This window comes from Mycolicibacterium vaccae NBRC 14118 = CIP 105934 (genome assembly GCF_001552715.1).
GTDB classification, from domain to species: Bacteria; Actinomycetota; Actinomycetes; order Mycobacteriales; family Mycobacteriaceae; genus Mycobacterium; species Mycobacterium vaccae.
This window is the reverse complement of record NZ_BCRS01000049.1, coordinates 1-17,353: the sequence shown is the minus strand read 5'-3', so window position 1 is coordinate 17,353 and position 17,353 is coordinate 1. Positions and strand designations below refer to the sequence as shown.

Genomic DNA, 17,353 nt, shown 5'->3' with positions numbered 1-17,353 from the left:
TACCGTGCGCGCATGATCCTTCCCGGACCCATCCGCCAGATCGGCTACGTCGTCATCGATCTGGACCGCGCTCTGGACGATTGGGTGGCCCTCGGAGTCGGGCCCTGGCATGTGATCCGGCGGATGCCGCAGCGGGTGACCTACCGCGGTGCGCCGTGCGGGATCACGCTGTCGCTGGCGCTCGCCAACAGCGGCGATCTGCAGGTCGAACTGATCTGCCAGGACGACGACACCCCGAGCATCTTCACCGAGTTCCTCGCCGCCTCGGGGCCGGGCTTTCACCAATTGGCCTATTGGGCAGAGGACTTCGATGCGACGATGCGCGCGGTCGCGGCGGCGGGCTGGCCCGTCGTGTGGAGTGGGGGAGAGGATGTCGGCACCCGGTTCGCCTATGTCGAGCCGCCCGACAGCCCGGCAGCCGTCATCGAGATCATGGAACTCAACGCGGCCACCCGGGGGATGGCGGCGTTGGTACGGGACGCGGCGGCTGACTGGGACGGCCGCGATCCCGTCCGCGAGATGGGCGTCTGACCGCTACTTGCCCTTGTTCATGACCTTGTCGGCCGCGGTCCAGTGCTCGTCGGCGACCCACAGCCGCGCGAAGGCCGCGACCGCCTCGGTGGTCGGGACGCCGCGCATGACACGTTTGACCTCGCCGGCCGGAACCGAGGCCAGTGAGCGGGCGATCAACCGCCACTGCTCGTCGAATGAGGCGCGGGGTATCACCTGGTCGATCAGCCCGATGCGTTCGGCGTCGGTGGCCGACAGGATGCGCCCGGTGCCCGCAATGAGCAGGGCCCTGCTGTAGCCGACCAGCTCAACCAGCCGTTCGGCCCCGCCCCAGGCGGGCATGATCGCCAGCGCGACCTGGTTGAAGCCGATCTTGATGTCGTCGGCGGCCACCCGGATGTCGGCCGCCACGGCGAACTCGGCGCCGCCGCCGAGGGCATGGCCGTTGAGCGCCGCCAGCACCGGGCCGGGGAAGCCGGCGATCCGGTCGCAGATCGACCGCATCCGGAACGCCATCGCCGCAGCCTGCTCCTCGGTGCGCAGTGCGCTGAGTTCCTTGAGGTCGCCACCGGAGACGAAGGCCTTGTCGCCGGCGCCGGTCAACGCCAGCGCGGCCGCACCCGTGGCACCGTCGAGCGCCTTGTCGAGCTGCTCCATGGTCTCCAACGAGATCGCGTTGCGCGCATGGGGTCGATCGATGGTGATGACCGCCAGACCGTCGTCGATTTCGAGGTCGACCATCAAGCGTTCTCCGTTCACGGTATTGGCATTCTCGCAGGAGGAGAATACCATCGCCTGGCATCTCCGCGCGGATGGGAAGGTGGCGCACAGCCATGCGAACGATTCCTGCTGAGCTCGTCAGACGCTACGAGCAGGAGGGCTACTGGACCCGGGACACTCTCGGCGACCTGCTGGCCCGAGGGCTGGCGGACAGTCGCGGGACCGGCTTCTACGTGCACTCGTCGATCAGGCCCTACCGGGGCACGTTCGGCGACGTGGAACACGAGGCCCGGCGTCTGGCCGCAGGGCTGGCCGACCGGGGCGTCGGGCCCGGTGACGTCGTCGCGCTGCAGCTGCCGAACTGGCGCGAGGCCGCCGTCGTGTTCTGGGCGTCGGCCTTCCTCGGGGCGGTGATCGTGCCGATCGTGCACTTCTACGGCCGCAAGGAGCTCGCCCATATCCTGTCCACAGCCAGGCCGCGGGTCTTCGTGACGACGGCGGAGTTCGGCCGTATGCGCTTCCAGCCCGACCTGTGCGCCGACGTGCCGGTGGTGGGCCTGGTCGACGGTGCGGGCTCGGGAGCGGCCAACGAGTTCCCGTTCGAGGCGCTGCTGGCCGACGAACCGCTGACCGGCACGGTGGCGGCCGACCCGGCGAACCCCGCGCTGATCGCGTTCACCTCGGGCACCACCCGGGACCCGAAAGGGGTGATCCACAGTCATCAGACCCTGGGCTTCGAGACGCGCCAGTTGCTGGAGAACTACCCGGCCGACCGTGGACGCCAGCTGACCGCGACCCCGGTCGGTCACTTCATCGGCATGGTCGGGGCCTTCCTGATCCCCGTGCTCGAGGGAGCGCCGATCGACCTGTGCGACGTCTGGGATCCCGGCCGGGTACTGCAGCTCATCGAGGGTGAGGGCCTCTCGGTCGGCGGCGGGCCACCCTACTTCGTGACGAGTCTGCTCGATCACCCCGACTGCCGGCCCGAACACCTGCGCTCCTTCAAAACCGTCGGCCTCGGCGGCTCGACGGTGCCCGCGGCCGTGACGCAGCGGCTCAGCGATCTCGGGATGTTCGTGTTCCGCTCCTACGGCAGCACCGAGCATCCGTCGATCACCGGGTCACGCCCCAGCGCTCCTGCGGACAAGCGCCTCTTCACCGACGGCGATCCCCGCCCCGGTGTGGAGATCCGGCTCGCGGACGACGGTGAGATCTTCAGTCGCGGGCCGGATCTCTGTCTGGGCTACACCGACGACGACCTGACGGCGACCGCGTTCGACGAGGACGGCTGGTACCGCACGGGTGACATCGGCGTGCTCGATGAGGACGGCTACCTGACCATCACCGACCGCAAGTCCGACGTGATCATCCGCGGTGGCGAGAACATCAGTGCGCTGGAGGTCGAGGAGGTGCTGCTGGCGATGCCCGCGGTCGCCGAGGCGGTCGTGGTCGCCGCGCCCGACCTGCGACTGGGTGAGCACGCGGCGGCGGTGGTGCGGATCCGCGACGGTCATGCGATGCCGAGCCTCGACGAGATGCGCGCGCACTTCGCCGGGGCCGGCGTCGCGACGCAGAAGTGGCCCGAGGAGCTGCACAGGGTCCCCGAGGGGCAGGACTTCCCTCGCACCGCGAGCGGGAAGGTGCAGAAATTCGTGATCCGGCGGCAGGTCGCCGCCGGGCAGGGGTTGGCCGTTGCGGCCTCCCGCAAATGAGAATACGATTCTCTCGATAGGAAAAGGAGTCTTTCATGGGACAACTGTCGCACCGGGTGGAGATCCCGTTCCCGCTGTTCGATGCGGACAACCACCTGTACGAGCCGCCAGAGGCGATGACGAAGTACCTGCCCAAGGAGTACAAGGACATCGTCCAGTACGTCGAGGTCAACGGGCGCACCAAGATCGCCCTCAAGGGGCAGATCAGCAACTACATCCCCAACCCCACCTTCTCGGTGGTGGCGAAGCCGGGCGCTTGGGAGGAGTACTTCAAGTTCGGCAACCCCGACGGCAAGAGCAAGCGCGAACTGTTCGGCGAGCCGATGAAGGCCATCCCGGCGTTCTTCGAACCCGAGCCGCGCATCAAGGTGATGGATGAGCTCGGCATTCAGCGCTCGCTGATGTTCCCGACGCTGGCCAGCCTGATCGAGGAGCGACTGTCCGACGATCCGGTCGCCATCCACGTCATCATCCACGCGCTCAACGAGTGGCTGCACGAGGTGTGGGGCTTCAACTACCAGGGCCGCATCTTCACCACACCGGTGATCACGCTGCCCATCGTCGAGAAGGCGATCGAGGAGCTCGAGTGGGCGGTCAAGCGCGGTGCCCGCGCCATCCTGATCCGCCCGGCACCGGTGCCCGGCTTCCGCGGTCCGCGCTCGTTCGCACTGCCCGAGTTCGACCCGTTCTGGGAGCGCGTCGTCCACCACGACATCTTCGTGGGCATGCACTCCTCGGACAGCGGCTACTCGCGCTACACCTCCGAATGGGACGGTGCGGCGCAGGAGATGCTGCCGTTCCAGACCAACGCGATGTCGATCCTCAACGAGTGGCGCCCGATCCAGGACGCAGTGGCGTCCTGGGTGATTCACGGCGCGCTGTTCCGCTTCCCGAAACTCAAGGTGGGCATCGTCGAGGCGGGCTCGAAATGGATGTTCCCGCTTCTGGACTCGATGGCCGAGGTGTACAAGAAGGCGCCCGAAGCCTTCCTCGGCAACCCGATGGAAGAGATCAAGAACCGGATCTACGTCAGCCCGTTCTACGAGGAGGGCATCGACGACCTGATCAACCTGATCGGTGTGGACCAGGTGCTCTACGGCTCCGACTGGCCGCACCCTGAAGGTCTGGCCGAGCCGACGCACTACGTCACCGCGCTCGAGCACCTCGCGGTCGAGGACCAGGCCAAGATCATGGGTGGCAACCTGGGACGTCTCGTCACGACGTGACGTACACACCTCGCGCGTTGCGTCGATCAAGGGCGCTCCAAGCCCGATGAGCAGTAGCGCAATCGAACGTTGGGCGACCATCCCTGAGATGGTCGCGGGCGCGGCGGACCGGTTCGGCGACGCGGAAGCGGTCGTCGACGGTCCGCTGCGCCTGTCCTTCGCCGAGCTTGTCGACCGAATTCGTTGTGCGGCAGGCGCGTTCGCCGAACTCGGGATCGAGAAGGGGGATCGGGCGGCGATCTGGGCGCCCAACAGCGCCGAGTGGATCATTGCTGCGTTCGGGCTGCTGACCGCCGGCGGCGTACTGGTACCGGTCAACACCCGCTTCAAAGCGGACGAGGCAGCCGACATCATCAGCCGCAGCGGGGCTCGGGCCGTGCTGGTGCAGCAGGGTTTCCTCGGGCTGGACCACACGCTGCCCTCGGCGCAGCAGGCCGGGGTGCCCGTCATCGACCTCAAGTCCGACTTCCTCAGCAGCGGTAAGCATTTCAGTCGTCCCGTCGACGGCGACGACATCTCCGACATCATCTACACCTCGGGCACCACCGGCCGCCCCAAGGGCGTGATGATGAACCATCGGCAGAACCTGCGACTCTACGAAGAGTGGTGTGAGCTGGCGGATCTGCGCCGGGGCGACCGCTATCTGATGGTCAACCCGTACTTCCACACCTTCGGGTACAAGGCCGGACTCATCGCGTCGTTCATCCGCGGCGCCACCATGCTGCCGGTGCCGGTGTTCGACGTGGAGCGCGTCGTGGAACTCATTGCCGCAGAGCGGGTCACGATGTTGCCCGGGCCCCCTACGCTGTATCACTCACTGCTGGGCGTGGCCGACAAGTCGAAGCTGGCCACGTTACGCGCGGGGGTCACAGGCGCGGCCGACATCCCGGTCGAACTCATCCGCCGGGTGCATGAGGAGTTGCCGTTCAAGACCCTGGCGACCGGCTACGGCCTGACCGAGGCGGGCACCGTGACGCTGTCGCGGCCGGGGGACTCGTTCGAGGACATCGCCACCACCGCCGGGGTGGCCTGCGATGGTGTCGAGATGCGCATCGCCGACGACGGCGAGGTTCTGGTGCGGGGCTACACGGTGATGCAGGGTTATCTCGACGACCCCGTTGCGACCGCCGAGACGATCGATGCGGACGGCTGGCTGCACACCGGCGACCTGGGCACCCTCGACGGCGCCGGACGCCTGCGGATCGTGGGCCGCAAGAAGGACATGTACATCGTCGGCGGCTTCAACGCCTACCCCGCCGAGATCGAGGGCTTCCTGATGGAGCATCCCGCCGTCGCGCAGGCCGCGGTGATCGGGGTGCCCGACGAGCGCCTGGGTCAGGTCGGCAAAGCCTTCGTGGTGCCGGGTCCTGGCGCCGGCGGACTCACCGCCGACGAGGTGATCGCGTGGTGTCGCGAGCGAATGGCCGGTTTCAAGGTGCCGCGGTATGTAGAGTTCCTCGACGAGTTGCCGTTGAACGCCACCGGCAAGGTGATGAAGGACCGACTGCAGGAGCTTCGGGGCTGAGCGTCTGCACAGCCTCCGAGCAGTATTTTCGCAGTCGATGCTTTTGTCCGGACCTCGGACACCGGCGTATCGTGAATGCGATACTCCAAACAGAAGAACGACATTCTCATAGTGACCATCGTGCAATTGACTGTGCAGACAAGGAGGTCGGTGTGCCGTCTTTCCGGCGCCGCGACTCGGTGATCGACGCCGATCGCGTCGATGAATCGACCGTGGAACCTGAGAGCTCGACGGACCCCGACAAGGCGCGCGCGCTCGTCGAGGAAGCCGAAGCAGAAGCCGCTGAGGCGGAGGCCCTGGCTGCCGCCGCGCGGGCTCGTGCCCGCGCAGCCCGGTTGCGCAGGCAGACCCTCGGCGGTGACATCGATGCCGAGCAGGAAGCGGCCGTCGAGGCCGATTTGGTCGAGGCCGATGCGGTCGAGTCTGAGACTGTGGCGCCCGCGACCACCGACAGCGAACACCTGCCGGCCGAGGATGCCGATGCGTCCGACATCGACACCGGTCCGCGCAAGCGTCGCATTCGGCGCCCGACCTGGAAGCCGGTCGTCGCCGGCTTCGTGGTGTTGTGCACGATCGCCCTGCTGGGTGCCAGCGGCTACATGATCTGGACACACCGTGCGGCCGAGAAGTTGCGCCAGCAGAACGCCGAGTACGTCGCGGCGGCCCGCCAAAGTGTGGTGACGCTGATGTCCTTGGACTTCAACAACGCCGAGGCGGACGTCCAGCGCATCATCGACAACTCGACGGGCCAGTTCAAAACGGATTTCGAGATGCAGGCCGCGGATTTCGTCAAGGTCGCCCAAGATTCCAAGGTTGTCACCGAGGTGAACGTGAACTCCACGGCTGTGGAGTCGATGTCTGAGGACGCAGCCGAAGTACTCGTCGCGGCATCGTCACGGGTGACCAACACAGCCGGCGCCAACCAAGAGCCGCGCACATGGCGGCTCAGCGTGAGCCTGGAGCGTGAGGACGGTCAGATCAAGATGTCGAAAGTCGAGTTCGTGCCGTGAGCGACGACAAGCCCGCCGGAGATGTGACCGAGATCGGCTCTGACGAACGCGATGACCTCGCCTCCGACAAGGACACCGGCGACGATGCGGCGGCCGAGGCCGTGGACGAGCCCGTGATGGCTGAGGCTGCGAAGGCGCCGCGTCGTTCGACGCTGGGTCTGGTCAGCGCGATCCTGCTGACCGTGGCGCTGCTCGCCTCCGCCGGAATGGCCGGCTGGTTCTACCTCAACGAGTACCGACCTGACCAGCAGACCGATCCCGCGGCCGCACAGGTCGCTCTCGAAGCCGCCAAGACCGGCACCGTCGCGCTGCTGTCGTACTCGCCGGAGTCTCTCGACCAGGACTTCACGAATGCCAAGTCGAAGCTGACGGGTGACTTCCTCTCTTACTACACGCAGTTCACCGAACAGATCGTCACACCCGCGGCCAAGGAGAAGTCGGTCAAGACCGCCGCTTCGGTAGTCCGGGCGGGGGTCTCGGAGATCCAGCCGGACAGCGCCGAGGTGCTGGTATTCATCAACCAGACCACCACGAGCAAGGAGAACCCGGACGGGGCCTTCGCCGCGAGCAGTGTGAAGGTGGGCCTGAAGAAGGTCGACGGCAACTGGCTGATCGAGTCGTTCGACCCGGTCTGACAGGTATAGCCTCGGACGCCGTGACCGTGCCGGCGCTCCTGCCACTCCCCGGAAGCTTCGCCCAGCGCCGCGACGCCGTGTTCATGCCGGTGGCCGGTGCCAGCCCTCTGGTCCGGATCGTCGGGGGGCTGGCGGACGCGGGGGAGGTCGTGGTCGCGGCGGCCGCCCCGTTGACCGGCGACATCCGCGACGCCCTGGCCGGACAGCGTTTTCCCGACGTCCGCGTGGTGGTTGCCGACTCGCCCGGCACCCGGGCGCAGTGCATCGCGGCCGGTCTGGCCGAGCTGCCCGCCGGCCCGGTGCTTTTGCACGACGTGGCCTGGCCGCTTTTCGCCGAAACCACAGTCGACGCTGTCGTGGCAGCGGTGCGCGACGGTGCCGCGGTGGTGTGGCCGACGCGGCCGGTGACCGACAGCGTGAAGGCCGTCGACGATCGGGGCGCGGTGACCGCGACGCTGGATCGATCCGCGTTGCGCACCGTGCAGTACCCACGTGGCTTCGACTCGGCGGTGCTGAACCGGTTGCTCGACGGCGACGCGGACGGCTCGTTCGACGAGCTGGCGGCCGTGCTGGCGGACGGAACGACCCCGACGCTGGTCGACGGCGCGATCGACACCATGAGATTCGAGCTGCCCGTCGACGCCGCCTTCCTGGCCGCGCTCATCGAGGGCCGGCAGCACCCTCCGCACTGATCAGCAGGTGGTGGGCCACCGCGACGTCACGCGGGTAGGTGACTTTGAGGTTCTCGGCCCGGCCGGGGAACGTCCGGACCTCGATCCCGGTGTAGCGCTCGATGCACGAGGACGTGTCGGTGCCCTCGAATCCGTCACGTTCGGCGCAGCGGTAGGCGTGCAACAGATCCCGTGCGCGGAAGGCTTGCGGGGTCTGAACCCGGACCAGCTCCCGGCCCTGCGGCAGCGGTTCCAGACCGGTATCGCCGGCCCGGGCCAGATCCCGGATGGGCAGGGCGGGCAGGGCGCCACCGAACCGCCGGGCCAGCGTGATCGCCTCGACGAACATGTCGGGTCCGGCGAGCGGGCGGGCGGCATCGTGAACGGCCACGACGTCCACGGCGCCGGACTCGATGTCGTCGGCCAGGTACCGCACCACATTGGTCTCCGACGCGTGTCTGGTTTCCCCACCTTCGACGAATTCGATTGCACTGCTGTCGATCTCGTTGACCAACGTGTCCCGCGCGAGCGAGGACTCGCCCTGACGGTAGACGAGAATCACGCGTGCGATACCGGGCAGCCCGATCAGGGTGTCCAGCGACCACGCCAGCATGCTGCGCCCCGCCAGCGGCAGGTAGGCCTTGTTGCCGTCGGCGCCGACCCGGGTGCCCAGACCCGCGGCCAACACCACACCGACCGCGTCCATGGGCGAACCTTATCGTGGGGGCCTTCGCCCCAGGTCTGAGAGGGGACAGCCGTGGGTCGCTATCAGCGCGTGCCGAGTGTGCCGACGCACCGGATGTGGCCTGACCACGGCGCTTTTCGTGGCGGTCGGCGCGGTTAGGTGTCGATGCCTTCCAGCAGCATCCGTTCGTCGTCTTCGCGCATCAGGCGGCGGGCTTTGCGCCGGGTGACCAGGATGCCCACCACCGCGAGCGCCCACACGAGATACTGCAGCGTCCAGGCCACGCGGAACGAGTCGAACGAGATGCCGCCCGCGGCTTGCATGACCAGACCCATCGCCTGCATCAACAGCAGCGACGCGATGAACCCGCCCATGTTGACCATGCCCTGCGCGGTGCCCAGGGTGGCGCCGGAGTTGAAGGTCCGGGCGAAGTCGAATCCGACCATGGAGCCAGGGCCGCCGACGGAGATCACCACGACCAGCACGGTCAGCAGCCACAGCGGGGCCGGGCCCGGCAGGGCGAGCACCGCCGACCAGGCCATGGCGTTGCTGACGATGATGATCAGCACCATCCGCGATCGGCGGTGCGGGTAGCGCCCGGTGAGAACTCCGATCAGCACTCCGCAGCCGATCGCGGACACCACCGACAAGCTCAGCAACCCACCTGCCATTCCCGGCGACAACCCCTGGGCTTCGGTCAGGTAGGGCAACCCCCACATCAGCGCGAACACCGTGATCGAGAACTGCGTGCCCATGTGGGTGAAGAACCCCAGCCGGGTGCCCGGGCGCAGCCACACCGTCTTGACGCTCTGGAGGGTCTCGCCGACCGACATGGTCTCCGGGGTGGTCGCCGCACCGTCCGGGGTGTTGCGGATGACCGCCAGCGTCAGCACGAACGACAACACGCCCAGGGCCGCGGCCGAGGCGTAGGCGACCGACCACCCCGAGGCCGAGAGCAGCGCCAGGAACGGCAGCGCGGACAACACCTGGCCGAGCTGGCCGACGATGCCGGTCAGCTGCGCGACGAGCGGAATCCGGCGGGGCGCGAACCAGAGGGGGACGAGCCGCAGCACGGAGATGAACGTCATCGCGTCCCCGAGTCCGACGACGGCCCGGGCCGCGATCGCCACCGGCAGGGATTCGGTGAAGGCCAGCGCCAGCTGGCCCGATGCCATCAGTGCGGCGCCGGAGGCGATCATCACCCGGGAGCCGAAGCGGTCGAGCAGCAGACCGGCCGGGATCTGGGCGCCCGCGTAGACCACGACCTGCAGCACGACGAAGGACGACAGCAGGCTGGGACCCGCCGAGAAACGGTCGGCGGCGGCCAGACCCGAGACCCCGAGGGTGGTGCGGTCCAGGACGGCGACGATGTAGGCGAGCACCCCGGTGGCCCACACGATCCAGGGACGCACGCTGCCCTCCCTGGAATCACCTTTGTCTTAATGTCTGCTCCGAACTGGCAGACCCCTGCCATCCTCCCGTACCCGCCGCCGAGACGCGAACCGGCGTGCGACGCGGTCGCCGCGATCGGTGGGATCGGAGTTGGCTGAAAATGCAAACACCTGCGCGTAAATTTCACACTGTGCACTATTTGCCCAGATAGCGGCCCTGCGATCGGTGGCGCAGGACTTACCCGTGACGAGAACTGTAATTCGCTCGTGCTGCCGATTCTGTGGTTACAGTGGAGCCATGCAGCGGGGACCAGTCCGCCGCACCGTATGGGGGGCCGTGGACGCGTGACTGAGTATCGGCTGGAAGATCTGGCTCAAGAGTCCGGCATCAGTGCCCGGAACATCCGCGCCTACCGCGAGCGGGGGTTGCTGGATCCGCCGCGGCGGGTCGGGCGGTCGGCGCTGTACGACGACTATCACCTGTCTCAGCTCAACACCATCAGCCAGCTGCTGCGGAAGGGCTACAACTCGGCGCACATCGCCGAGTTCTTCGCCAGCATGCGCCAGGGCACGGACCTCGCGGACATCCTCGGGCTGCAACAGGCGGTCCTGGGTGAGGCGAATGCGGAGCCGCAGTCGACCAACCCGGCCGCCGTGGCGATCGACGCCGATGGGGAAGAGGCCCGCAAGCTGGCGGCCTATGGGCTGGCCGCGGTCGAGGGCGGCGAGGTGGTGATGATCGACGCGGTGGCCGCGGACATCCTCGCGCGTGCACCGGACCCCGGTCTCTGCGTGCGAGCCCTGCTGCGGTTCGTCGAATCCACCGAGGGCTCGGTGGAGCAGCTGGCCGCGGCGTTCGCCGCCAGCCTCGAGGAGTTCTACCGGGAGCGGGTCGGGGCCGACTATCTTCCCCGCCCGCACGAGGTGGACGAGATCCGGCAGACGCTGCAGGACTACCGGCTGCTGGGGGAGAAGGTGATGCTGACCCGCTTCGATCAGGCCGCGCGGCGCCACATGGTCGCCTCGGCCTCCGAGTACACCACCGGGATCATGATCAGCGGCGCCTGGGAGCCGGGTCGCCCCGATTGAGTCGGGTCGCCGCTGAGCCCGGGTGCGTCGGGCCGGTGTTCGGCAAGGCGTGACCGCGCTCTGGCTACCCGGCGAGCCGGCGGGTGTTCGGGACGCCCAGCGCGGCCGGCAGTCACCTGTCGCGGCAGGTGGGCCCGTCGGCACCGCGATTCACGCGTCGATCGTCAACGTGCCGACCTTCGGGCAGTAGAAGCGCCAGGGGACGCGGTGCCCGCCGGCGTGGGCACGAGTGCTGCTTCTGACAACACAATTCGGGCTCGCCCGGTCGCGTCGCCCATCCGTCGGGGCATCCCGCACCCTGGTCGATATCGATCAGCGTGGTGGTCGGAGTCGGCGTCCACATCGACCATGCCCTCACGTCGCGGTACGGGCATGGGGACTGAACCGCCACGTACTTACCCACCGGTAGGGTATTGCAGCAAACTTGTATCCTCGAAGCGAAAAATTGACCGCACAGTTTCGACGATCTTGTCGTCTCTGCGCGCCCGCAGGCGACACCTGGTGCGAACGAGAATTTTCAGATAACGATTTGGTAACAATGCTGCTTTGAACTGCGCTTCTACCCTACTCAGGCGTAACCACCCGCATGCAGGACGTTTGTCACGGATAACCTCGGGGCGGTTCCGGGCTCGCGTTATGTAGCCCACTGTTACCGGTGCGTAGAACTCGCCAGTAACCATTCGAGGCGAGAAACTGGCCCAGTCTCTTATGACACTCTTAGTACGGCTGAAGTGTCCGACTGCGGCTGCTCACGCATGTCGCTGAGCGCAGCGGACGACGAGCCGGATTCGACGCCGAATCGCAGTGGCCGCACACAGGCAGTGCCGACCACCCACGACGAGCCCACCAGCCCGAGACGACCGTGACCACGCGATCGCAGCGCGATTGAAGTACTGAGGAGAACACAAGACGTGACGATCAACGACCAGCACCGTGCCGCCGCCGGCTCCGACAGCCGGACAGGCCAGGACTTCGAACCCTTGTCGGGTACGCACGCACTCGTCGATCGCCTGCACGCCGGCGAGCCGTATGCCGTCGCGTTCGGCGGTCAGGGCGGTCCGTGGTTGGAGAACCTCGAGGAACTCGTCAACTCCGCCGGCATCGAGTCCGAGATCAGCCAGCTGGTCGCCGAAGCCGAACTGATGCTCGAGCCCCTGGCACGCGAGCTGGTCGTGGTCCGGCCCATCGGCTTCGAGCCGATGAAGTGGATCCGTGCGCTGGCCGCCGATGAGCCGCTGCCGGCCGCCAAGGACCTCACCACGGCCGCGATCTCGGGCCCCGGCATCCTGCTCACCCAGATGGCCGCCCAGCGGGCGCTCAAGCGACAGGGCCTCGATCTCGATGCCCATCCGCCGGTGGCCATCGCCGGCCACTCCCAGGGCGTCACCGCGGTGGAGTCGCTCAAGGCCGGCGGCGCCCGTGACGTCGAACTGCTCGCCATCGGTCAGCTGATCGGTGCTGCGGGCTCGCTGGTGTCCCGGCGCTGCGGCATGGTCGGTCGCGGCGACCGGTCGCCGATGGTCTCGGTCCTCAACGTCGACCCCGCCCGGATGGCCGAGCTGCTCGACGAGTTCGCCCAGGACGTCCGCACCGTGCTGCCGCCGGCGCTGTCCATCCGTAACGGCAGGCGCTCGGTGGTCATCACCGGTACCCCCGAGCAGCTCGCCCGGTTCGAGCTGTACTGCGAGAAGATCACCGAGAAGGAAGAGGCCGAGCGCAAGAACAAGACCCGCGGCGGCGCGATCTTCCGCCCGATCTTCAACCAGCTCAACGTCGAGGTCGGCTTCCACACCCCGCGGCTGGCGGGTGGCATCGACCTCGTCAACGAGTGGGCGGCGCGCACCGGTCTGGACCGTGAGCTCACCCGCGAACTCACCGAGACGATCTTCGTCAAGCCCGTCGACTGGGTCAGCGAGGTCGAGGGCCTGGCCGCGGCCGGCGCCAAGTGGATCGTCGACCTGGGGCCCAGCGACACCGTGACGCGGCTGACCGCGCCGGTGATCCGTGGTCTCGGCATCGGCATCGTCGCGGCCGCCACCCGTGCCGGCCAGCGCAGCCTGTTCACCGTCGGCGCGGAGCCGGCGGTGGCCCCCGCCTGGTCGAGCTACGCGCCGAAGCCGGTCGCGCTGCCCGACGGTTCGGTCAAGGCGTCGACCAAGTTCACCCGGCTCACCGGCCGGTCACCGATCCTGCTGGCCGGCATGACGCCGACCACCGTGGACGCCAAGATCGTCGCTGCCGCGGCCAACGCCGGCCACTGGGCCGAGCTGGCCGGCGGCGGACAGGTCACCGAGGAGATCTTCGACGCGCGTATCGCCGAGCTGACCCAGCTGTTGGAGCCGGGCCGTGCGGTGCAGTTCAACTCGCTGTTCCTCGACCCGTACCTGTGGAAGCTGCAGCTGGGCGGCAAGCGCCTGGTCCAGAAGGCGCGCCAGTCCGGCGCGCCGATCGACGGCGTGGTGGTCACCGCGGGCATCCCGGACCTCGAAGAGGCCGTCGACCTGATCGAAGAGCTCCACACCGTCGGCATCAGCAACGTCGTCTTCAAGCCCGGCACGGTCGACCAGATCAAGTCGGTCATCAAGATCGCGGCCGAGGTCCCCGGCCGTGACGTGATCGTCCACGTCGAGGGCGGCCGCGCCGGTGGTCACCATTCGTGGGAGGACCTCGACGACCTGCTGCTGAGCACCTACGGCGACCTGCGTAAGCACTCGAACATCACGATCTGCGTCGGCGGCGGGATCGGCACCCCGGAGCGGGCCGCCGAGTACCTGTCCGGTGACTGGGCCAAGACCTACGGATTCCCGGCGATGCCGGTCGACGGCATCCTGGTCGGCACCGCGGCGATGGCCACACTGGAGGCCACCACCTCCCCGGCGGTCAAGCAGTTGCTGGTCGACACCACCGGCACCGACACCTGGGTCGGCGCGGGCAAGGCCATCAGCGGCATGGCCAGCGGGCGCAGCCAGCTCGGCGCCGACATCCACGAGATCGACAACACCGCGTCACGGTGCGGTCGCCTGCTCGACGAGGTGGCCGGCGACGCCGACGCCGTCGCCGAGCGCCGCGACGAGATCATCGCCGCGATGGCCGACACCGCCAAGCCGTACTTCGGCGACGTGGCCGACATGACCTACCTGCAGTGGCTGCAGCGCTACGTCGAACTGGCGATCGGCGACGGCGACAGCACCGCCGACACCGCCGCACCGGGTAGCCCGTGGCTGGCCGACACCTGGCGCGAGCGCTTCGAGGAGATGCTCACCCGCGCCGAGGCCCGCCTGCACGAGAAGGACTCCGGGCCCATCGAGTCGCTCTTTGCGGCCGGCCCCGAAAGCCAAGCGCTGCTGGACAATCCGGACACCGCGATCGCCGCGCTGCTGGCCCGTTACCCGGACGCCGAGACGGTGAAGCTGCATCCCGCCGACGTGCCGTTCTTCGTGACGCTGTGCAAGAAGCCCGGCAAGCCGGTCAACTTCGTGCCGGTGATCGACAAGGACGTGCGGCGCTGGTGGCGCAGCGACTCGCTGTGGCAGGCCCACGACGCGCGCTACACCGCCGACCAGGTCTGCATCATCCCCGGCACCCAGGCCGTCGCGGGCATCACCCGCGTCGACGAGCCGGTCGGTGAGCTGCTCGACCGTTTCGAGCAGGAGATCGTCGACCGCATCCTGGCAACCGGTGCCGAGCCGGTTCCGGTGGTGTCGCGCAGACAGGCCCGCGCCGACGTCGCCGGCCCGCTGGCCGTGGTGCTCGACTCGCCCGACGTGCTGTGGGCGGGGCGTACCGCGGTCAACCCGGTGCACCGGATCGGGGCGCCGGGCGAATGGCAGGTCAACGACGTGCCGGGCAAGCCCAGCGCCACGCACCCCAACACCGGTGCGCGCCTGGAGTTGGCCGGGGACGGAAGTGTCACGCTGAGCGTGCCGCTGTCCGACATCTGGATCGACATCCGCTTCACGCTGCCGGCGACCACCGTCGACGGCGGCGCGCCGATCGTCACCGTCGAGGACGCCTCCACGGCGATGCGTGCCGTGCTGGCCATCGCCGCCGGCGTGGACGGGCCGGACGCCCTTCCTGCGGTGGAGAACAGCACCGCGACGGTGTCGGTCGAGTGGGATCCGGAGAAGGTCGCCGACCACACCGGGGTCACCGCCACCTTCGGCGCACCGCTGGCGCCGGGCCTGACGCTCGTGCCCGATGCGCTCGTCGGCCTGTGCTGGCCCGCGGTGTTCGCTGCGGTCGGTTCGGCGCTGACCGACGACGGATTCCCCGTCGTCGAGGGCCTGCTGAGCCTGGTGCACCTCGACCACGCCGCCCACCTGCTCGCGACGATGCCCGCGACGAAGTCCGAATTGACCGTCAGCGCAACGGCTTCGGCTGCCGTCGACACCGAGGTCGGCCGGGTCGTGCCGGTCGACGTGACGATCGCCGACTCCGAGGGCACCGTACTGGCCACCCTCGGTGAGCGGTTCGCGATCCGCGGCCGCACCGGCGCTGTCGAACTCACCGATCCGCCGCGCGCGGGCGGGGCGATCACCGACAACGCGACCGACACGCCGCGTCGCCGCCGGCGCGACGTCGTGGTCAACGCCCCCGTCGACATGAGTGCGTTCGCGGTGGTCTCCGGTGACCACAACCCGATCCACACCGACCGCGCCGCCGCGCTGCTGGCCGGGCTGAAAATGCCCATCGTGCACGGCATGTGGCTGTCGGCCGCCGCGCAGCACGCGGTCACCGCGACCGACGGCCGCGCCACGCCGCCTGCCCGGCTGGTGGGCTGGACGTCCCGTTTCCTCGGGATGGTGCTGCCCGGCGACGAGATCGAATTCCGGGTCGACCGTGTGGGTATCGACCGGGGCGCCGAGATCGTCGAGGTGGCCGCCAAGGTCGGCGGCGAGCTGGTGATGTCGGCGACGGCGCAGCTGGCCGCGCCGAAGACCGTCTACGCCTTCCCCGGACAGGGCATCCAGTCCAAGGGCATGGGCATGGACGTGCGCGCGCGCTCCAAGGCCGCCCGCGCGGTCTGGGACACCGCCGACAAGTTCACCCGCGAGACCCTGGGCTTCTCGGTGCTGCACGTGGTGCGGGACAACCCGACTAGCCTGATCGCCTCCGGCGTGCACTACCACCACCCCGAAGGCGTGCTGTACCTGACGCAGTTCACCCAGGTCGCGATGGCCACGGTGGCCGCCGCGCAGGTCGCCGAGATGCGCGAACAGGGTGCGTTCGTCGAGGGTGCGATCGCCTGCGGTCACTCGGTCGGCGAGTACACCGCGCTGGCCTGTGTGTCCGGCGTCTACGAGCTGCCCGCGCTGCTGGAGGTCGTGTTCCACCGCGGCTCCAAGATGCACGACATCGTGCCGCGCGACGCGCAGGGCCGGTCCAACTACCGGCTCGCGGCGATCCGGCCCTCGCAGATCGACCTGGACGATGCCGACGTCAAGGACTTCATCGCCGAGATCTCGGACCGCACAGGTGAATTCCTGGAGATCGTGAACTTCAACCTGCGCGGTTCGCAGTACGCGATCGCCGGCACCGTCGCCGGTCTGGAAGCGCTGGAGGCCGAGGTCGAGAAGCGCCGCGAGCTGTCCGGCGGCAAGCGCTCGTTCATCCTGGTGCCGGGCATCGACGTGCCGTTCCACTCGAGCGTGCTGCGGGTCGGCGTCGCGGACTTCCGTCGGGCGCTGGAGCGGGTCATGCCCGACCCCAACGATCCCGACCTGCTGGTCGGGCGCTACATCCCGAACCTGGTGCCCCGGCCGTTCACCCTGGATCGCGACTTCGTGCAGGAGATCCGCGACCTGGTGCCCGCCGAGCCGCTCGACGAGATCCTCGCCGACTACGACACGTGGCGGAACGAGCGGCCGAACGAGTTGTGCCGCAAGCTCGTCATCGAGCTGCTGGCCTGGCAGTTCGCCAGCCCGGTGCGCTGGATCGAGACCCAGGACCTGCTGTTCATCGAGGAGGCCGCGGGCGGTCTCGGTGTGGAGCGCTTCGTCGAGATCGGGGTGAAGAACGCGCCGACGGTCGCCGGTCTGGCCGCCAACACGCTGAAGCTCCCGGAGTACTCGCACAACACCACCGAGGTGCTCAACGCCGAGCGGGACGCCGCGGTGCTGTTCGCGACCGACACCGATCCCGAGCCCGACCTCGACGAGCCCGCCGGTGATTCGGCGCCG

The 17,353-nt window shown here is 68.4% G+C and carries 12 protein-coding genes; 9 read left to right on the top strand and 3 right to left on the bottom strand.

Translation table 11 applies throughout. From position 1 onward, the window contains the following. Positions 1–12: 12 nt before the first annotated feature. The gene (locus MVA01S_RS11605; protein ID WP_003928282.1) at positions 13–531 is read left to right on the top strand and encodes a VOC family protein; all 519 of its coding nucleotides are present in this window, start codon (positions 13–15) and stop codon (positions 529–531) included. A gap of 3 nt (positions 532–534) precedes the next feature. On the opposite strand, the gene MVA01S_RS11600 is transcribed toward MVA01S_RS11605, so the two are convergent. Next, positions 535–1,251, bottom strand: a complete 717-nt coding sequence (locus tag MVA01S_RS11600; protein WP_003928283.1) for an enoyl-CoA hydratase/isomerase family protein — start codon at positions 1,249–1,251, stop codon at positions 535–537. A gap of 92 nt (positions 1,252–1,343) precedes the next feature. On the opposite strand from MVA01S_RS11600, the gene MVA01S_RS11595 reads away from it, so the two are divergent. The 6 genes from MVA01S_RS11595 (at position 1,344) to MVA01S_RS11570 (ending at position 8,030) form a co-directional block, all read left to right on the top strand. Then, positions 1,344–2,942, top strand: coding sequence for an AMP-binding protein (locus tag MVA01S_RS11595; protein WP_003928284.1), 1,599 nt, complete (start codon positions 1,344–1,346; stop codon positions 2,940–2,942). Positions 2,943–2,977: 35 nt separating this feature from the next. Beyond that, entirely contained in the window at positions 2,978–4,168 is a 1,191-nt protein-coding gene (locus MVA01S_RS11590) for an amidohydrolase family protein (RefSeq protein WP_003928285.1), read from the top strand. A gap of 46 nt (positions 4,169–4,214) precedes the next feature. After that, positions 4,215–5,693, top strand: coding sequence for a FadD3 family acyl-CoA ligase (locus MVA01S_RS11585; protein WP_040539701.1), 1,479 nt, complete (start codon positions 4,215–4,217; stop codon positions 5,691–5,693). A gap of 152 nt (positions 5,694–5,845) precedes the next feature. Beyond that, complete coding sequence (locus tag MVA01S_RS11580; RefSeq protein WP_003928287.1) at positions 5,846–6,703, top strand: Rv1363c family protein; 858 nt, start codon at positions 5,846–5,848, stop codon at positions 6,701–6,703. Next, the gene (locus tag MVA01S_RS11575; RefSeq protein WP_003928288.1) at positions 6,700–7,338 is read left to right on the top strand and encodes a hypothetical protein; all 639 of its coding nucleotides are present in this window, start codon (positions 6,700–6,702) and stop codon (positions 7,336–7,338) included. Before MVA01S_RS11580 ends, MVA01S_RS11575 begins: the two co-directional genes overlap by 4 nt. A 20-nt stretch (positions 7,339–7,358) precedes the next feature. Next, positions 7,359–8,030 carry an IspD/TarI family cytidylyltransferase gene (locus MVA01S_RS11570; protein WP_003928289.1) on the top strand — a complete coding sequence of 224 codons (672 nt, stop codon included), beginning with the start codon at positions 7,359–7,361 and terminating at the stop codon, positions 8,028–8,030. Here MVA01S_RS11570 and MVA01S_RS11565 read toward each other — a convergent pair. Both MVA01S_RS11565 and MVA01S_RS11560 read right to left on the bottom strand, forming a co-directional pair. Continuing rightward, entirely contained in the window at positions 7,999–8,715 is a 717-nt protein-coding gene (locus MVA01S_RS11565) for an IspD/TarI family cytidylyltransferase (RefSeq protein ID WP_003928290.1), read from the bottom strand. The genes MVA01S_RS11570 and MVA01S_RS11565 overlap by 32 nt on opposite strands. Positions 8,716–8,849: 134 nt before the next feature. Next, positions 8,850–10,106, bottom strand: a complete 1,257-nt coding sequence (locus MVA01S_RS11560; protein ID WP_003928291.1) for an MFS transporter — start codon at positions 10,104–10,106, stop codon at positions 8,850–8,852. Between the two features lie 324 nt (positions 10,107–10,430). Between MVA01S_RS11560 and MVA01S_RS11555 the strand changes: the two genes are divergently transcribed. After that, a complete protein-coding gene (locus MVA01S_RS11555; RefSeq protein WP_003928292.1) occupies positions 10,431–11,174 on the top strand; it encodes a MerR family transcriptional regulator in 744 nt (247 codons plus the stop codon). 911 nt (positions 11,175–12,085) lie between these two features. Further along, a partial coding sequence (locus MVA01S_RS11550) for a fatty acid synthase subunit beta domain-containing protein (RefSeq protein WP_159426315.1) occupies positions 12,086–17,353 on the top strand: 5,268 nt, incomplete at its 3' end.

Bases quoted from the DNA above. Each gene is read 5' to 3' on its own strand.
- MVA01S_RS11605 (WP_003928282.1), top strand. From the start codon at position 13: ATGATCCTTCCCGGACCCATCCGCCAGATCGGCTACGTCGTCATCGAT.
- MVA01S_RS11600 (WP_003928283.1), bottom strand. From the start codon at position 1,251: ATGGTCGACCTCGAAATCGACGACGGTCTGGCGGTCATCACCATCGAT.
- MVA01S_RS11595 (WP_003928284.1), top strand. From the start codon at position 1,344: ATGCGAACGATTCCTGCTGAGCTCGTCAGACGCTACGAGCAGGAGGGC.
- MVA01S_RS11590 (WP_003928285.1), top strand. From the start codon at position 2,978: ATGGGACAACTGTCGCACCGGGTGGAGATCCCGTTCCCGCTGTTCGAT.
- MVA01S_RS11585 (WP_040539701.1), top strand. From the start codon at position 4,215: ATGAGCAGTAGCGCAATCGAACGTTGGGCGACCATCCCTGAGATGGTC.
- MVA01S_RS11565 (WP_003928290.1), bottom strand. From the start codon at position 8,715: ATGGACGCGGTCGGTGTGGTGTTGGCCGCGGGTCTGGGCACCCGGGTC.